General features: G+C 63.1%; 16 protein-coding genes and 1 tRNA gene. 4 read left to right on the forward strand and 13 right to left on the reverse strand.

Annotated elements, in window-relative coordinates:
- Nucleotides 1–80 precede the first annotated feature (80 nt).
- Nucleotides 81–695 carry a DUF937 domain-containing protein gene (locus ACIPRS_RS11410; protein WP_192201526.1) on the forward strand — a complete coding sequence of 205 codons (615 nt, stop codon included), beginning with the start codon at nt 81–83 and terminating at the stop codon, nt 693–695.
- A gap of 78 nt (nt 696–773) precedes the next feature.
- Here the strand turns inward: ACIPRS_RS11410 and ACIPRS_RS11415 are convergent, their stop codons facing one another.
- The 7 genes from ACIPRS_RS11415 to ffh all read right to left on the reverse strand — a co-directional run bounded on the left by ACIPRS_RS11415 (nt 774) and on the right by ffh (nt 5,889).
- A complete protein-coding gene (locus ACIPRS_RS11415) occupies nt 774–1,175 on the reverse strand; it encodes an RNA-binding S4 domain-containing protein (RefSeq protein ID WP_192201527.1) in 402 nt (133 codons plus the stop codon).
- Nucleotides 1,176–1,291: 116 nt separating this feature from the next.
- Nucleotides 1,292–1,699 (reverse strand): 50S ribosomal protein L19, encoded by a 408-nt coding sequence (gene rplS / locus ACIPRS_RS11420; protein WP_192201528.1) that lies wholly within the window; start codon nt 1,697–1,699, stop codon nt 1,292–1,294.
- Between the two features lie 149 nt (nt 1,700–1,848).
- Nucleotides 1,849–2,607 (reverse strand): tRNA (guanosine(37)-N1)-methyltransferase TrmD, encoded by a 759-nt coding sequence (trmD, locus tag ACIPRS_RS11425; RefSeq protein ID WP_337731113.1) that lies wholly within the window; start codon nt 2,605–2,607, stop codon nt 1,849–1,851.
- 63 nt (nt 2,608–2,670) lie between these two features.
- Entirely contained in the window at nt 2,671–3,198 is a 528-nt protein-coding gene (gene rimM, locus ACIPRS_RS11430) for a ribosome maturation factor RimM (protein WP_446538631.1), read from the reverse strand.
- 38 nt (nt 3,199–3,236) lie between these two features.
- Nucleotides 3,237–3,491, reverse strand: coding sequence for a 30S ribosomal protein S16 (gene rpsP, locus ACIPRS_RS11435; protein ID WP_142124374.1), 255 nt, complete (start codon nt 3,489–3,491; stop codon nt 3,237–3,239).
- A 106-nt stretch (nt 3,492–3,597) separates the two neighbouring features.
- Nucleotides 3,598–4,398 carry an aminotransferase class IV family protein gene (locus ACIPRS_RS11440; RefSeq protein WP_446538632.1) on the reverse strand — a complete coding sequence of 267 codons (801 nt, stop codon included), beginning with the start codon at nt 4,396–4,398 and terminating at the stop codon, nt 3,598–3,600.
- 120 nt (nt 4,399–4,518) lie between these two features.
- The gene (gene ffh, locus ACIPRS_RS11445; protein WP_446538633.1) at nt 4,519–5,889 is read right to left on the reverse strand and encodes a signal recognition particle protein; all 1,371 of its coding nucleotides are present in this window, start codon (nt 5,887–5,889) and stop codon (nt 4,519–4,521) included.
- Nucleotides 5,890–5,987: 98 nt separating this feature from the next.
- Between ffh and ACIPRS_RS11450 the strand changes: the two genes are divergently transcribed.
- Nucleotides 5,988–6,779 carry a cytochrome C assembly family protein gene (locus tag ACIPRS_RS11450; RefSeq protein ID WP_446538634.1) on the forward strand — a complete coding sequence of 264 codons (792 nt, stop codon included), beginning with the start codon at nt 5,988–5,990 and terminating at the stop codon, nt 6,777–6,779.
- On the forward strand, nt 6,776–7,294 hold the full coding sequence (locus ACIPRS_RS11455) for a demethoxyubiquinone hydroxylase family protein (protein WP_446538635.1): 519 nt from the start codon (nt 6,776–6,778) through the stop codon (nt 7,292–7,294). The genes ACIPRS_RS11450 and ACIPRS_RS11455 overlap by 4 nt, the downstream gene beginning before the upstream one ends.
- Before the next feature lie 135 nt (nt 7,295–7,429).
- On the opposite strand, the gene radA is transcribed toward ACIPRS_RS11455, so the two are convergent.
- A complete protein-coding gene (gene radA / locus ACIPRS_RS11460) occupies nt 7,430–8,821 on the reverse strand; it encodes a DNA repair protein RadA (RefSeq protein WP_446538636.1) in 1,392 nt (463 codons plus the stop codon).
- Between the two features lie 104 nt (nt 8,822–8,925).
- Nucleotides 8,926–9,001: transfer RNA gene (locus tag ACIPRS_RS11465), tRNA-Thr, on the reverse strand.
- A gap of 275 nt (nt 9,002–9,276) precedes the next feature.
- Between ACIPRS_RS11465 and ACIPRS_RS11470 the strand changes: the two genes are divergently transcribed.
- A complete protein-coding gene (locus tag ACIPRS_RS11470; RefSeq protein ID WP_446538637.1) occupies nt 9,277–9,618 on the forward strand; it encodes a hypothetical protein in 342 nt (113 codons plus the stop codon).
- Between the two features lie 12 nt (nt 9,619–9,630).
- On the opposite strand, the gene ACIPRS_RS11475 is transcribed toward ACIPRS_RS11470, so the two are convergent.
- From ACIPRS_RS11475 to ACIPRS_RS11490, 4 genes are all read right to left on the reverse strand, one after another.
- Nucleotides 9,631–10,059, reverse strand: a complete 429-nt coding sequence (locus ACIPRS_RS11475; RefSeq protein WP_446538638.1) for a hypothetical protein — start codon at nt 10,057–10,059, stop codon at nt 9,631–9,633.
- Nucleotides 10,060–10,077: 18 nt separating this feature from the next.
- Nucleotides 10,078–10,473, reverse strand: a complete 396-nt coding sequence (locus ACIPRS_RS11480; protein ID WP_446538639.1) for an H-NS histone family protein — start codon at nt 10,471–10,473, stop codon at nt 10,078–10,080.
- Nucleotides 10,474–10,521: 48 nt separating this feature from the next.
- Nucleotides 10,522–10,998, reverse strand: coding sequence for a hypothetical protein (locus ACIPRS_RS11485; protein WP_446538640.1), 477 nt, complete (start codon nt 10,996–10,998; stop codon nt 10,522–10,524).
- A 961-nt stretch (nt 10,999–11,959) separates the two neighbouring features.
- Entirely contained in the window at nt 11,960–16,795 is a 4,836-nt protein-coding gene (locus ACIPRS_RS11490) for a M91 family zinc metallopeptidase (RefSeq protein WP_446538641.1), read from the reverse strand.
- Nucleotides 16,796–16,913 lie beyond the last annotated feature (118 nt).

Below are 16,913 nucleotides of genomic sequence, written 5' to 3' on the forward strand. Positions count from 1 at the left end.
CTAGTGTGAGTCGGCGACGGGTCAGATTGGCGCTAGCATGATGCGCCGCTTCCCACCGCGTCCAGGAGGACGACCGCACCATGAGCAACGCATCCCTCGCAGAAGACCTCTTCGCCCAATTGCAGGGCGCGCCGCTGCAACAGGTGTCGCAGCAACTGGGTATCGGCCAGATGCAGGCATCCAGCGCCATCGGCGCCGCACTCCCGTTGCTGTTGGGCGCATTGGGTCGCAACGCGGCACAGCCGCAGGGTGCGGAGGCACTCTTCGGTGCCCTGCAACGCAACCACGGCGGGCTGGACATCGGCAGCGTGCTGGGCGCGGTGCTGGGTGGCGCTTCTTCGCCGCAGGCCAACGGTGCGGGCATCCTCGGACATGTCTTCGGCGGCCAGCAGAACCGTGCAGAACTGGGCCTGGGCCAGGCGACCGGGCTGGGTGGCGAACGTGCAGGCCAGTTGTTGAAGATCCTCGCCCCCATCGTGCTCGCCTTCCTCGCCCAGCGCATGAGCCAGGGCAGCGCGCAGAACAACCCGCTGGGACTGGCTGAAGTGCTGGGACAGGAACAGCGCCAGGTGCAGCAACAGGGCGGTCTGGGCGGCGGATTGCTTGGCGCCGTGCTGGACCAGGACGGCGATGGCCAGCTCGGCCTGGGCGATATCCTCAAGATCGGCAGCGGCATGTTCGGCGGCGGACGCTGATCCGCTTCCACGTAGCGCACAGTTGCAACCAGGAAGGGCGCCATCGGCGCCCTTCTTCCGTTTCAGGCGCGGGTATCGCTACAGCGCATCGATGTCGCCCAACGCACGGATCAGGCGACGCGCGCGCTTGTCCGGTCGCGACTGCGGCGCCTGGTAACCGGCACGCTCCGCACGGCGCGCCGCGAGTGCGGCCTCACGCCGCTGCCTGGAGGCTGCCGATTCGGAATACAGCGCCTGCGCCACCGCGGCCGAACCGCGACGGTCACTCAGCGCAAGCACCTCGATCTCGAAGACCTCTTCACCACGCGTGATCACCAGCACATCGCCCACGCGCACCGCACGCGACGACTTCGCGCGCTGCCCGGCCGCGTCGACCTTGCCGGTCTCGACCGCCTGCTTGGCCAGGCTTCGGGTCCTGAAGAAGCGTGCTGCCCAGAGCCAGAGATCCAGGCGCACGGTTGCAGTGGGGAGTTCAGTCATCGTGATTGAGGAACAACAGGTGCATGAGCGTCATGCCGCGGCGCCGGGATTCCGCCGCCGGAAACGCGAACGGCCACCCGGAGGTGGCCGTTCCTGCAGCGCTATCCAGCCAGCCGTTACTCGGCGGCGGAAGCCGCAGCAGCGGCGGCCTGGCGGGCGACCTTGGCGGCGGCGTTGGCAGCCAGATCTTCCTTGATGCGGGCGGCCTTGCCTTCCAGTTCGCGCAGGTAGTACAGCTTGCCGGCGCGGACCTTGCCGCGGCGCTTCACTTCGACCGAGTCGATGGTGGCGCTGTGGGTCTGGAACACGCGCTCGACGCCGTAGCCGTGCGAGATCTTGCGGACGGTGAACGCAGAGTTCAGGCCGGCGTTCTTCTTGGCGATGACAACGCCTTCGTACGCCTGCACGCGCTCACGGTTGCCTTCCTTCACTTTCACGTTGACGACCACGGTGTCACCGGGGCCGAACGCGGGCAGCTCGCGCGTGATCTGGGAGGCTTCGAATTCCTGGAGGAGCTTGCTCATGTTGGCACCAATGCTTGTATGCGTGATTGTGTCTTGCGACAACGAAAACTGATGCAGTCGCCGAATTGCGCCGCACGATATTGTTATGGGATCCGGGGGCGTGAACCGCCCAAGGGTCGCGCATTCTACCGGATTCCCGGCCGGACTGGCTACCCTGCCCCGTCCCCGCCGGCCTGACCTGCCCGGAAGGCCGCCAGCAGGGCCTTGTCGGCCTTGGTCAGGCCCGCCTCGTCCAGCAGGTCGGGCCGGCGCAACCAGGTACGCCCCAGCGCCTGCTGGCGACGCCAGCGGGCGATGGCGGCATGGTCGCCGGATCGCAGGACCGCCGGGACGTCACCCAACGGGTGGCTGGACGGGTGGGTGAAATGGGGGCAATCGAGCAGGCCATCGCCTTCGAAACTGTCCTGGATGGCCGAATCCGCATCGTTCAGCGCGCCGTCCTGCAGACGGCCGACCGCGTCGATGACCACGGCGGCCGCCAGTTCTCCCCCGGACAGCACGTAGTCACCGATGGACAGTTCCTCGTCCACCTCGGCATCGAGGAAACGCTCGTCCACGCCCTCGTAGCGGCCACACAGCAGGATCATGCGCGGCAGCGCGGCCAGTTCGCGCGCCTTCTTCTGGGTCAGCGGCGCACCCTGGGGGCTCAGGTAGATCAGTGGCGCCGGCGCGGCGTCCGCGGCACGGACCGCCTCCAGGCAGGCCTGCAGCGGCTCGATCATCATCACCATCCCGGGACCGCCACCGAAGGGACGATCATCCACGCGGCGATAGCCGCCGCTGGCGTAGTCGCGCGGGTTCCAGCCATGCAGCGACAGCAGCCCGCGTTCCTGCGCGCGCCCGACCACGCCCACGGCGGCGGCCTGGGCGATGAACTCGGGGAACAGGGTCATGACGTCGATACGCATGGCGATCGGCTGCAACTTGGTGGGGACGCAGGGTAACCGCCACGGCGGCCGCCCGCGAGGCGGCTAGAACTCGGGATCCCAGTCCACGGTGACCACGCCCGCCTCGAAATCCACCGAGCGGACGTAATCGGGATCGACGAACGGAATCAGGCGCTCGCGGTCGCCCCGTGCGACCAGCACGTCGTTGGCACCGGTCGAGAACAGGTGCGAGACGGTGCCGAAATCGGTGCCGTCCACGTTGACCACGCGCAGGCCTTCCAGATCGACCCAGTAGAACTCGCCGGCACTCGGCGGCGGCAGCGCGGAGCGCGGGACGAAGATCTCCAGTCCGCGCATGGCCTCCACCTCATCACGGTCTTCCACGCCCGGCAGCGTGGCCACCAGGTGCTTGCCCGATGCCTTGCCACGGGCCCCCGTGAATTCGCGTTCGGCGCCGCCGGCGTCGCGCAGCGTCCACGGCTGGTAGCGGAAGATGGCCTCGCGCGGCTCGGTCCAGGATTCGATCTTGATCTGGCCACGCACACCAAAAGCGCCCAGAAGCCTTCCCAGCAGAATCATCTTCTGCGGAGTCGGTGGGCGCTCGGTGTTCATGCGTACGGAAGGCCGCGCGGTCTGCGCGGCCAAGACCATCAGGCCGCCGGAGCGGTCTTGATTTCCTTGTACAGGTTGCGGACCTTCTCGGTCAGCTGCGCACCGTTGCCGACCCAATGGTCGACACGGGCCACGTCGAGTTCGACGCGCTTTTCGTTGCCGGCGGCGACCGGGTTGTAGTAACCCACGCGCTCGATGTTGCGGCCGTCACGCGCGCTGCGCGAGTCGGTGACGATGATGTGGTAGAAGGGGCGCTTCTTCGCGCCGCCGCGGGTGAGACGGATCTTGACCATGGTGTTTTCCAGTGTTGCCCAGTCGCCAGAATGGCGAGGTAAGCCGGCTATTCTAAGCCATTGAATCGGTCAGGAAAACCCACCCCCGGACAGGTCGCCCGGACGGTCAGGCCAGCGGCTCCCAGGGCACGGCATCCAGCGCCTTCTTCAATACCCCCATGAGGGCGGTATCAAGGCCCCATGCGACGCCATCGACGGCCACCACCGGCTGCAGGCCACTGGCATTGCAGGCGAATCCAGTCCGATACCGGCCCAGCTCGGCCAGCGGGATAGGCCCGCACCGCTGCGGGACGCCCACCTCTTCCAGCGCCTGTCGCAGCAACCGCTCGGCCGTGCCGCGCAATGCAGGTCCCTCGGGCCAGGTCACTGTTTCTCCGTCCCACAGGCCCAGGTTCCAGATCGACCCCTCGACCACCTGCCCGGCCGGATCGACGAACAGTGCGTCGTCGTATCCGTCCGCCACCGCCTGGCGGCGATAGTGGAACAGCGGGAAGGTGCCCACGTGCTTGTACTGCGGCAAGGGACGCACGAACGGATAGGACTTCACCCGCAGCGCGGGCTTGTCCGGCGATGACGGCGGCGCCAGCGACACCAGCACGTCGGGGGTGACGATTCGCGCAGGATCGCGGTAGTCGAACCGCGTGGAAAACACGGTGATGCGCACCGACGCATCGCGCAGGCCAGCCTGCTCCATCACCTGCGCGGCCTGTTTCAATGCATTGTCGCCGTCCAGCCCGCTGCCGAACAGCGCGAGCGTGGCCTCTTCCAGTCGCCGCACATGCAGCGCACGTCCCTGCACCGCGACATCGCGCACCTGCATCGAAGTGAAATGGCCATAGTTGGCCAATGCCAATGCGCGCAGGTCGTCGGCGGTGGCGGGGTTGCCGTTGAGGAAAGCCGAGGTCATGCGGGCGCCTTCTGATTCCCTTGTAGGAGCGACGTCAGTCGCGACCGCATGCCAACAGAGCTCATGGTGCTTCGTTCTCGCGGTCGCGACTGACGTCGCTCCCACAACAGGCAGAAAGCCTCAACGGAACGGCATGCCGCCGCGCGAGCCCATCATGCCCTTCATGTTGCGCATCAGGCCCTTCATGCCGCCGCCGGCCAGCTTGCCCATCATCTTTTCCATCTGCTGGTACTGCTTCATCAGCTTGTTGACGTCGGCCGGGGTCAGGCCGGCGCCCTTGGCGATGCGGGAACGGCGCGAACCGTTCAGCAGCGCGGGATTGCGGCGCTCCTTCTTCGTCATCGAGTTGATGATGGCGATCATGCGCGGCACTTCCTTGCCCTGCTGCACCTGCTGCTTCACGTGCTCGGGGATCTGGCCCATGCCCGGCAGCTTGTCCATCAGGCCGCTGATGCCGCCCATGTTCTGCATCTGCTCCAACTGGTCGCGCATGTCGTTGAGGTCGAACTTCTTTCCCTTGATGACCTTGGCCGCCAGCTTCTCGGCCTTCTCGCGATCGACGTTCTGCTCGACCTGCTCCACCAGCGACAGCACGTCGCCCATGTCGAGGATGCGGTTGGCCACGCGCTCGGGGTGGAACACGTCCAGCCCGTCGGGCTTCTCGCCCACGCCGATGAACTTGATCGGCTTGCCGGTGATGTAGCGCACCGACAGCGCCGCGCCACCGCGCGCATCACCATCGGTCTTGGTGAGCACCACGCCGGTCAGCGGCAGCGCTTCGCTGAAGGCCTTGGCGGTGTTGGCGGCGTCCTGACCGGTCATCGCGTCGACGACGAACAGCGTTTCCACCGGCTTCACCGCCGCGTGCAGGCCCTTGATCTCGGCCATCATGGCCTCGTCGATCGCCAGGCGGCCGGCGGTATCGACGATCAGCACGTCGACGAAGGACTTCCTCGCATCGTCGATGGCGGCGCGGACGATGGCTTCCGGCTTCTGGCCGGCATCGGACGGGAAGAACAGCACGTCGACCTGCTGGGCGAGCGTCTTCAGCTGCTCGATCGCGGCCGGACGGTAGACGTCCGCGCTGACCACCATCACCTTCTTCTTGCGCTTCTCGCGCAGGTGCTTGGCCAGCTTGCCGACGGTCGTGGTCTTGCCGGCACCCTGCAGGCCGGCCATCAGGATGACGGCGGGCGCGGGCACGTTGAGGTTCAGGTCGCTGGCCTGCGAGCCCATCACCGCGGTCAGCTCATCGCGCACGACCTTGATCAGCGCCTGGCCCGGCGTCAGCGACTTCAGCACTTCCTGGCCCACGGCGCGCACCTTGATCCGCTCGATCAGCGCCTGCACCACCGGCAGCGCCACGTCGGCTTCCAGCAGGGCAATGCGGACTTCGCGGGTAGCCTCGCGGATGTTCTCCTCGCTCAGGCGGCCGCGGCCACGGAGGCGTTCGATGGTGCCGGAGAGGCGCTGGGTCAGGGATTCGAACATGGGGGAAGGGACCGGGGAAAATCGGACCGGAATTATATGCGGTCGCGCCGCGCCCGCCCCCCTGCCTTCCTGCCGGCCCGCTGTGCGACACTGCTCCGATGACAGTCATTCTCATTGCCGTCGCGCTTTACCTGTTCGCCACCGGCCTGCTGGTCCGCTCCGTCGGCCGCGATCCGGGCGAAGGCATGCGCCTGTGGCTGTGGCCCGCGGTCGGCGGCGTGCTGCTGCATGGCGCCTACCACCTGCTGGTGGCCTGGCGGACGCCGGGCGGCCCGGACATGCACTTCTTCGCGGCCCTGTCCCTGGTGTCGCTGGGCATGGCGGTAATGACCCTGCTGGTCGCCATCCAGGGCCGCATGGCCGCCCTCGGCGTAGTGGCGTTCCCGCTGGCCGCGTTGCTGCTGGTGGTCTATCACCTGTACGGGCACCGCGCCTCCAGCGGGCTGGACTGGCGCCTGCAACTGCACGCCTGGCTCGCGCTGCTCGCCTACGCGGCACTGGCCATCGCCGCCTTGCTGGCGCTGATGCTGTGGGCGCAGGAACGCGCCCTGCGCCGCCGCGAGTTCCACCTCTGGCTGCGCGCCCTGCCCCCGCTGACCGAACTGGAAGACCTGCTGTTCCGCACGATCACGGTCGGCTTCATCCTGCTGACCGCCACGCTGCTGACCGGCGTGCTCTTCGTCGAGAACTTCCTGATCCAGAAGCTCACCCACAAGACCGTGCTGAGCGTGCTGTCGTGGCTGACCTTCGGCGCCCTGCTAGTCGGACGCTGGCGCTACGGCTGGCGCGGTGCGAAGGCCGTGCACTGGACGCTGACGGCCATGGCGCTGTTGCTGCTGGCGTTCTTCGGCAGCAAGTTCGTGTACGAGATGGTGCTGAGGCGGGCTTGAGTACGCCGCTGGGCGACCGGATCCTGAAGGTCGATCACGCGGGCGAACACGGCGCGGTCAACCTCTATCGTGCACAGATCCTGGTGTCGCAGTGGACCGCGCCGCAGCGGGTGCCACTGCTCCGGCATTTCCTCGATCACGAACTCGGTCATCGCACCCTGTTTCACGATCGCCTCCAGGCACGCGGTGTCCGTCGCTGCCGCAGCTATGCGCTGTGCGGTGTCGGCGGCTGGACGTTGGGATTGGTGACCGGCCTGCTGGGACCATCCGCCATCGCGGCCACCACGTATGCCGTCGAAAGCGTGGTGCTGCAGCACCTGATGGCGCAACGGCAGCAGCTCGCGTCCACCGACGCGGATGCCTTCGATGCGGTGTCTCGCATCGTCGTGGAAGAACAGGAGCATCACGATCACGGCCGTGACGCGATGCACTCCGGCGCTTTCTGGCCGCCGATCCTGACCCCGATCGTGCGCGTCTCGACGGAAGCGGTGATCTGGCTGGGAATGCGGCTCTGATGCTCGTCGCGACCTGCTTCTTGCAGGAGCGACGTAAGTCGCGACCGCACGGCTGACGCGCGCGCCAACCCTCCAAGGCATGTCGATCTCGCGGTCGCGACTTACGTCGCTCCTACAATGGATCCGCGCCCCGCCCTACTCCGCCGCCGCTTCCAGCGCCTGCGACAGCCGCTCCACCGCCACCACCTCCAGTCCCTTGAACGCACCCGACTTCGGTGCGTTGCCTTTGGGCACGATGGCGCGCTTGAAGCCGTGCGTGGCCGCCTCGCGCAGGCGCTCCTCGCCGTTGGGTACAGGGCGGATCTCGCCGGACAGGCCCACTTCGCCGAAGGCCACGGTCTTCTCCGCCAGGGGGCGGTCGCGCAGGGATGACAGCACCGCCAGCAGCACGGGCAGGTCAGCGGCGGTTTCCTGCACGCGGATGCCGCCGACGACATTCACGAACACGTCCTGGTCGCCCACCACCACGCCGCCGTGCCGGTGCAGCACGGCCAGCAGCATGGCCAGGCGGTTCTGTTCCAGGCCCACGGCCACGCGGCGCGGGTTGGACAGTGGCGAGCTGTCCACCAGCGCCTGCACTTCCACCATCAGCGGGCGCGTGCCTTCGCGGGTGACCAGCACGCAGCTGCCGGGTTGCTGGGTGCTGCCGCCGGACAGGAAGATCGCCGACGGGTTGGGCACTTCCTTCAGGCCCTTCTCGCCCATGGCGAACACGCCCAGTTCGTTGACCGCGCCGAAGCGGTTCTTGAAGGCACGCAGCACGCGGAACCGGCTGCCGCTCTCGCCCTCGAAATACAGCACGGCGTCCACCATGTGCTCCAGCACGCGCGGGCCGGCAATGCCGCCCTCCTTGGTCACGTGGCCGACCAGGAACACGGCCGTGCCGGTCTCCTTGGCGTAGCGCACCAGCCGTGCCGCACTCTCGCGCACCTGGCTGACCGAGCCGGGGGCGGCGGTCAGGGATTCGGTCCACAGGGTCTGCACGGAATCGGCCACGATCAGCTTCGGCCGTGCCACCGAGGCGTGCTGCAGGATGTTCTCGATGCCGGTTTCGGCCAGGGCCTGCAGGTTGTCCAGCGGCAGGTCCAGGCGCACGGCGCGGCCGGCGACCTGGGCCAGCGACTCCTCGCCGGTGACATACAGCGCCGGCAGGCTGGCCGACATCTTCGCCACGGCCTGCAGCAGCAGCGTGGACTTGCCGATGCCCGGGTCGCCGCCCACCAGCACCACCGCACCCTCCACCAGGCCGCCGCCCAGCACGCGGTCGAACTCGCCGATGCCGGTGGTCACGCGCGCTTCCTCGCTGTGGCGCACGTCCTTCAGCGCGGTGACCTTCGGCGCCTCGGCCTTGCCGGCCCAGCCGGAGCGACGGGCGGCGGCGGGTGCGCTGGCGGCGGTTTCCAGCACGATCTGGCTGAGGGAATTCCACGCCCCGCAGTCGGCGCACTGGCCCTGCCATTTGCTGTGGTCGGCGCCGCATTCGGTGCAGACGTAGGCGGTACGGGACTTGGCGGAGGTCTTGGCCACGGGAAACCTGTCGTGAAGGCGAACGGCTACTGTATCGGGCCGCCGTCTCCGGGTGCGAGACCCGGAAAAAACAAAACCCCGCCGAAGCGGGGCCTTGTCACAACTGGTGCCGGAAATAGGAATCGAACCTACGACCTACGCATTACGAATGCGCCGCTCTACCAACTGAGCTATTCCGGCGGAGCCGCGAATTTTAGGGGTTGGGGTGGGGGCGGGTCAATGTGGGGGTGTCGGGGGATGGGCGGTAAGCCGTCGGAAAGCCGGGGGGGGCTCATGGCCCAACATCACTCCTTGACCAGCAGACCCCAGTTGTCATCCGATTCCTCGACCACGATGTTCACAGCGCAAGTGGACTCGATGCCCTCCTTACGGAAGTAGCGGAACAGCCGCGACCGGACGCGTCGTATGTAGACTCCGTACAGCAGTTCGACCTCACCGCACTGGAATATGAAAATGTGCGCGGCCTTGACTTTGCCCGTGACGAGGTCGCAAAGGTGCTAACCACAAAGTTCCGGCACTGGGAGTATGAAGATGAAATGCGCGCCTTCTGTCTACTTGACCACTCAACCGCATTGGATGGCCTGTACTTCTACGAATTCGGCGCCGAACTGCGACTTCGCGAAGTCATCATTGGCGCTCGATGCGAAGAAAAGGTGGAGCGCGTTTGTGAAACTGCGCGATCGGTTTCTAACGACATCAAGGTTAGGAAATCCCGGCTCGCCTTCACAAAATTTGAGGTGATCGAGCACGCAGGCTTCACCAAGCGAATCTCCCGCTACATGCAAATGAAGCCTTGACCAAGGCCCGAACTACGGAACCATTGCACCATACACGTACGCGGCGAGCTGATGTGCTGCCGCAAGGTTAGAAGCATCAAAGTAGTCTTTGTGGCACCCGACCTTCGGGACTTCAATCAATTTGTACCGACGCGCGTAAGAGGCAAGCACTTCCTCGATCTCCCCCTTTGTTCGCGCAGCGCATACGATAACGTGGCACCTGTCGGACTCAAGGTCTTCGATGAAGCCTGCCAGGTCGGCAGCAACATCACCCCGACTGACAATGCCGACACGTTTGCCGGCGTAATCAATAATTGTCGAGAAATCCAGCTTGTAGCCGTACTTCGTGAACTTCACCGTCTTCGCATGGGGTTCCGACAAAAGAAGCCGGTTCAAATTATGCAAAGAGGTGGTCTTGCCAACTTGACCTTTACCCCGCAACGCAACCAAACGCTTTGTCACTTTCGTCGCCTTAAATTGTCAGCCCGGGAACTTAGGGAACTTCTCGTCCGGGTGCCTTGCTTTCCATTCCTTGTAAGCAGCCGTACCTTCCCAAGCCGTGAAGGCACGGGGCGGACGACCCCGACCAGTCCAAGTCTCCCCGGAATGCGGCAACCAGTACTTCGGGGCTACTTCCTTGCTTACGGGGGCCTTCTTAGGACGGCTGGGGCTGCCCGCACCGACGGCCGTAACGATCTCGGCCTTTTGCTTGGCTGTGAACAATGCCCCGTATTGGGCCAACAAGCCCATGATCTCGGTGTACGCGTCAGCGGACTGTTGCTGGCGTAGCTGGACTTCCTGCTCTTCCAGCTTGCGGAGCTCCTCCTCCAACTTGGCCTTGGCCGCGGCGATGGAGTCGAGAGTTGGTTTGGTCATTCGGTTGAAACCTCATGTTGCATGCTAACTGGGACAATCTGACTACCGTCAGTTCTTCTCTCGAACGACTGGCAAGTAGGCTCGATATGTATCCTGTACCACTTGGGTAAGCTTTTCTATCGTAGCGCCTTGGATGTTTTCCAGGACTGTCGGGCATACGACTGCGGGGTCATACTGCTTAAACTTGCCGAGCGCGCCATCGTTGAAGGTTTGTACGCGCTGTCGTATCGCTTCTTGCACAGGCGCATTGAACTCAGGGTCGTCATTCAATTGTTCCATTAGGGGCTTATTCGCCTCGCTAAGCTTGACGACAAATCCCGCCCTTTCCTTCATCAACGGTTCGCTTAGCTCGGGAAGCTTCTGGGAACAATGCTCAATGATTGGGTCCAACGTACGTGCCGGCATCGAAAGCAGGTAGCGACCGACTGTTTCGGGCTCCTCACCAATTTCCTGCAAATCCTGTGCATACAGACTTCCCGCGAAGACCGCGAACGACCAACCAAGGATCGACGAGACTCGGATCATTGTTCACCCCACCTTCCCGAATTATGCCAGCAGTCCAGCTACAGCCTGAGGTGAATCTTAGGCGGCAATGGGCCGAAAATGCGAAGCCGGCACTAAGCCAACTTACGCCCCAAACGTCGATTTCGCGCTTGGACGCATATCATCCGTATCGGTTGGAAACACCTGAAAAAAACAAAGGCCCGCATCTGCGGGCCTTGTTCGGTGTTGCTGGTAAACATCACTTCGGAACTGCGCTGGAGGCTTTACGAATGCGCCGCTCTACCAACTGAGCTATTCCGGCGGAGCCGCGAATTTTAGGGGTTGGGGTTGGGGTTGGGGTTGGGGTTGGGGTTGGGGTTGGGGTTGGGGTTGGGGTTGGGGTTGGGGTTGGGGTTGGGGTTGGGGTGGGGGTGGGGGTGGGGGTGGGGGTGGGGGTGGGGGTGGGGGTGGGGGTGGGGGTGGGGGTGGGGGTGGGGGTGGGGGTGGGGGTGGGGGTGGGGGTGGGTCAATGTGGGGTGTCGGGGATGGGGTGGTAAGCCGCTGGGAAGCCGGGGGGGCGAATGCGTGGGTTACATGCCTCGCCATCGTCCAGCATGTTGGGGTTCAACAATCCACCCGAACCCGTGACCCTAAGCTAAGCCGGAACACGAGACCGACAAGACCCTGCGTGCTTCGTACTCATATTCAATTCGAATGACACTGCATCCCCCGTCAAAGACAACGGGAAGCTTATCAAGCGTAACAAGGTGAATCCCCATATCCCCCCCTAGTACAAGTACGCCACTGAGCATTCCCGCATCCGTCCTTGCATAGTAGCGAGTGTACGAGCTTATATCGGACGCTCCAGCGGGAAGGGTAAGTCCGCGCTCCAACTCTTTGACATGAGAAGCCATGTCCGAATCCAACTCGCGCACGGTGCTGCACCCTGTCAGAAGAAAAACAAAAAAAACTAATCTCGTTGCTAGCGCCATAACTCGAACCTCTAGAAGTATGTCGGCCTAATGGGTATCCCATGCTCCTGCCTGATCTTATTCTCAATCGGGAGGGACTGGTACTCAGCTGGCGGTGTCGTTCCCTTGATGGGGGCTCCATATACAGAGCTTTGGACACCTTCATTGATCGCTTTTGAATGTCCCATTTCATGCCCAAGACCAACAAAAGCAGGCCTCTGCGTAGATCCAGTCGCATCTTGCCCCCCAGTGTTATTGCTCGGGTTGTATTTGATCTCTGACCCCAACCCTACGCCTTTGTTTGCAGAGGGGCTGGCGCTAACCCTAGTAGAGTTATCGCCCGTTGACTCTCTAATTAAGATCACGTTCTTAGTGTCCCGTAGAGAATTGACCAGAGCCCTCCCCTCAGGCTTACTTTCCAGCTCCTTAATGTCTTCTCTGACCTGCTGCTTGAACTCTCTCGTGCCCTCAATTCGGATGCGTCGCCCGTCTGGGTCCGTGTACTTGTAGGGGTTCTGGTTTGCGTACCAATACCGATTGAAGTTAACCCCCGGCTTTTCGTGCGCCGTCACCGGATCAACCGAAAGAAACACCCCCACATGCGGATCGTAGTACCGCTGCTGCATGTACGTCAGGCCAGTGGCCGCATCCTGCACATGCCCCGTGTAGCCGATGCCCTGATAGTTGGGCTTGCCGATTACGGCACCGTAGGGCTCGTAGTCGTTCCGCTCGATGACGGTGCCGGCTTGGTTGGTCACCGCGATCGGGCTGCCCAGCGCGTCGGTGTGCTTGAACAGCGATTGAAGAGACTGCGTTGAGTGCGTCCAGACCCTATCGGCGATCAAGCTCCCAGCGAGATAGATGTGCTCGAAATTCTTTCCCGCGCGATAGTCTTCCGTGTAGAGCACCTGCCCCGACTGACTGTACTGTGATGCAATCAAATTGAGAGACGTCCCCCAAGCATTAACACGCCGACCTTGGGCATCGTAGCGGTACCACTCTGGCCCACCGACAGCCCCGGTCGGACCATATGCTTCGCGCAACCGATTGCCGTAATCGAAGGTGTACGGACTACCGTTCTTGTTGGCCAGATTGCCCTGCACGTCGTAGCCGAAGCCGATAGTGGTCGCACCCGCGCTGTTCTTGATGTTCCCAAGTCGATTCTGCGCGTCATAGACATACTCGGCATAGTCCTTCACCCCTGGAAGCTTCCAGGATTTCAGGTTGTCGATTGCGTCGTAGGTAAAACGATGCCAGCAGTCTCCGCCAAACATGCAGGAGCCGGCATCAGTCAGGCGATCCAGACCATCGTAGTGCAGCCATCTGCTGTAGGTGCCGTCATTCCTTCCCGGCGTCTCATCGGCAATCACAGAGACATTGCCGTTGGGATCGTAGAAATAGCTGAGGTCGGAAACGCCACCACTACTCAGCACTCGCTGAGGTAGCTGGCGAGCATTCTGCGCCATCGAATGAACAATTCCATTGCCATAGGTGAACTGCTTGATCGCCCCATTGGGGTAGTAGCTGGCACCAGAGGCGTAGTAGTAGCCGGACTGATCGCGCGCTTGCGTGGCCTGCCCCAAAGCATTGGGGGCGTAGGTGATGACAAGACCGGTCGGGTAAGTTTGCGTGGCCAGGCTTCCGTTGGCGTCATAGCCATACCCCAGACCCCACACATACCAGTTCGGCTGATGAATCGACTCCCCAGTCAGCATGCGTCGCTTGTTGTAGACGTAGTCGCTTACCACCGGCGCCCCGCCTCCGGCGTCATTCCATACCGTCACCTGCGAAGGCAGGCCATCCGGCGTATAAGTCCAGAGCTGATTGCCTCGACCATCGGGGAATAGCAACTGATGCAGCCGGCTCCGAGCATCGTAGTACCGCGTGACCTTCCGCCCCGAATCCCGCCCAGCAATGGTGTCGCAGCTGGTCGTCCCCATCAGATGATGCAGGCCCGCTGCGCTCCATTGCAGATTTCCTGCGTTGTCATAGTCCATGATGGTAGCGCCCGTCTCGGGCTCCACCGCTTTACAGAGTTGCTGATAGCCGTCATACACGTAATGCCGATCAACGAAAAGGCTGCCACTCGCATTGCGCTTACGAATACGCACCGGCTTGCCGAACACATCGCGATGGATCTCCGTCGCCGACGTATCAGCGCCGGCAAACTGGGTGATGCCTGTCGGAAAATCATGGCTTGGCTGATCGAACGCCTGATACTGAATGAGTGTCTGGAAGCCCCGCGGGTTCGTCACACGCGTCTGCAATCCGGGCAGGTACTCCGTCAGGGTGGTCAACAGACCTTGCTCACTGTCCTGCGAAGAAGACGTCGTGCGTCCCAGGGCGTCGTAGATCGTGTGGATACCTTGTGACTCGTTCGGCCGGTCAACACCCCGCTTGGGATAGGACTGGAAGACAATCCGCCCTTCGTGGTCATACCGCTTCACCACTTGCGAAAGCGTGCCTCCGATGTCGGCATAGTCCAGCGACTCCTCCAGTACAGGCCGCCACAGCGCGTCGTAATAGGTGTTTACATGCCGGTTGCCGAGTCGGCGGCGCATCGTCCAGTGCCCGGGCGCCAGACCATGCTCATCGTGCGGAATCGGTGTGAACGTGAACGTCTCGGTGTTCCACGCCGTGCTGTCGCCCGTTGGATACACGATGCTGGCCAGTCTGCCCATGGCATCGTAACCGTAGCCAGTCGTGTAGCCATTCTCGTCGGTGACCGAGGTGATCCAGCCATTGTCGTTGACCACCGCCGACTCCACCGCGCCCGCAGGTGCTTCCGGTGTAGACGGGTGCTGGATGGCCTGCGGGACGCCACGCTTCCAGTTGCTGGCGGCAGTAACGTTGTTGTTGCCGTCCTTGACCGTGGCCACCGTGCCATCGGCGTTGTAGGTCAACGTCTGCATGATTCTGCCGTACGACTCACTTACCCACGGCCGCGCCAGCGCGTCGAACGTCGACTCCGCGACCTCCTGTCCATTCACGACAAGCCTTTGCGTCTGACCCAACACCCAGAGCGATTGACTGTCGTGGTAATCCGTCAGTTCCGTCTTGACCTGGCTGCCCGCAATCGAACTGAAACGCGTGACGGTTTTCGGCCTGGCCAACGCATCGAACAGCTCGACCTGGTACTTGAAATCCACGCCATCGCGGGTCGTCGTGGTGCTCAGCTGCGGACGGTGGTACTCGGACACGAAACCATCGAAGTTCTCACGCAGGCTGTAGCCAAAGCGTTCCGGATAGACCTGCGGCGCCATGCTCAGGTCGAAGGTCGAAACCTGCACATCCATGAGCGGCGTCGTGGTACTGCCCCGCTCCACCCGCAGCAGCTTGCCTTCGTTGTAGCGATAGCTGTTGCCATGGAAGTACTTGGTGCGCTCGTCATTGGGACCCAGCACCAGCGTTTCCGCGCGACCGGCACATGCGTCACTGGTGCAGATCGGTTCGCCACAGGACGTGCCCATCGGACACGGCGTCAACATGTCGCCGCCCGGATAGAACTGGTAGCTGATGTTGGGCGTGTAGGTGTAGTTCCACTCCGACGCCGTCAGACCCGGCCCCGTGATGCGCTTTTTCGTCAGCGAATACGCCTCGTAGGCAATCGTCCATTGATTGGTGTCATCGTTGGTATTGGTGCCGAACTCGCCACCTACATCGAAGTTCTGGCATGCCACGGGCACGTTGCTGCGGCCGTGCCTCAACCACCCGACCGTAAACGTTCCGGTTGCACCTGAGGGATGCTGGATCGTTCCTGATACCTCCGTAGGACCGATCGGCCCGGAGAGACGCACGAAGCAATCACGCGTGGGCTCGTTCGCGGCACCCATCGGATACTGGATCGTCGCCGAGGTGAAAGGGGAAAAGCCGATCGTCCACTGCGCCCCATCCGGCTGTATGACAGCCGACAGACTTCTTCTCGTGCCGGCGGCGACGTACTGGTACGTCCAGGTACGTGTCCCCTGCACCACAGTGGCGATATGCCCCTGTCCATTGTAAGTGATGGCCAATTGACGCCCATCGCTGGACACGATGCCGGTCAGCCGACCGGGCGCATTCCAGGCATTGGTATACGTGTATTCGACCGTATTGCCGAAGCGATCCTGCACCTTGGTCGCATACAGCACGTTCTTGCGGCGCGCGATACTGCTGCCGCCATTCGCACTGCTCAGGTTGGGCTCGCGGTACTGGGCCATCCAGTCGAACCAGTACTTGGTTCCGTCCGGCGTGATCGCCAGGAAGCCCTCACCCGTCGTGTTCTTGATGGTGGGCAGGCATGACACATAGGTCTGGCCCGTGGTCATCCAGTAGTAGGGCCCGCCTGTCGATGGCAGATAGGCGCCGGGGCGCACCTGGAGAAGCTCGCCACCCGCACCGGGCACATTGAGCGTGTTGCCTTGCCAGAAGTCCCAGACATTGATATCCCACACCGGCGAGGGAGGCGAGGCCTGATGCGCAGGCGCCGAACAACGGCGTCCGGGATCGCCGGGCACCCGGCTCTGCCAATTGGAAGCAAACGAACCGCTGATGCTGGGCGCATCGATATCCCAGTCCGCCATCATCTGATCCGTTACGGTCTCGTATCGGTTCTGTACCGAGTAGGACCGGGAAATACCGACCGGCAGTGCGTTGTTACCCGGGATGGCCACATCGGTGGCCGTAAACGACAGCGACCCGTTCGCGAGATTGACCTGATCCCCGAACAGGTCGGATTTCAGCGCGGCTGCCTGCTTGGCGGACTCGACACGCTTGTCGTATTCGTCCCAGGGATACTTGGAGGGCGTCTGCGCGGATGCATCCACCCCTGCACCCACTCCCAACATCAACAGCATCCACCCAGCCACCCGCTTGCGCGCTGTCTCCATGGCATCCCCTCGATCATTGTCCCGGCGGCTCCATCATGGAATCCGCACCCCTTCGAAGAACATACTTCCTGGATGCCTTGCGGGAAAGATCCAGCGACGAGTAAATGAATGTAGTTGG

The organism is Pseudoxanthomonas sp. LARHCG66 (genome assembly GCF_052871755.1).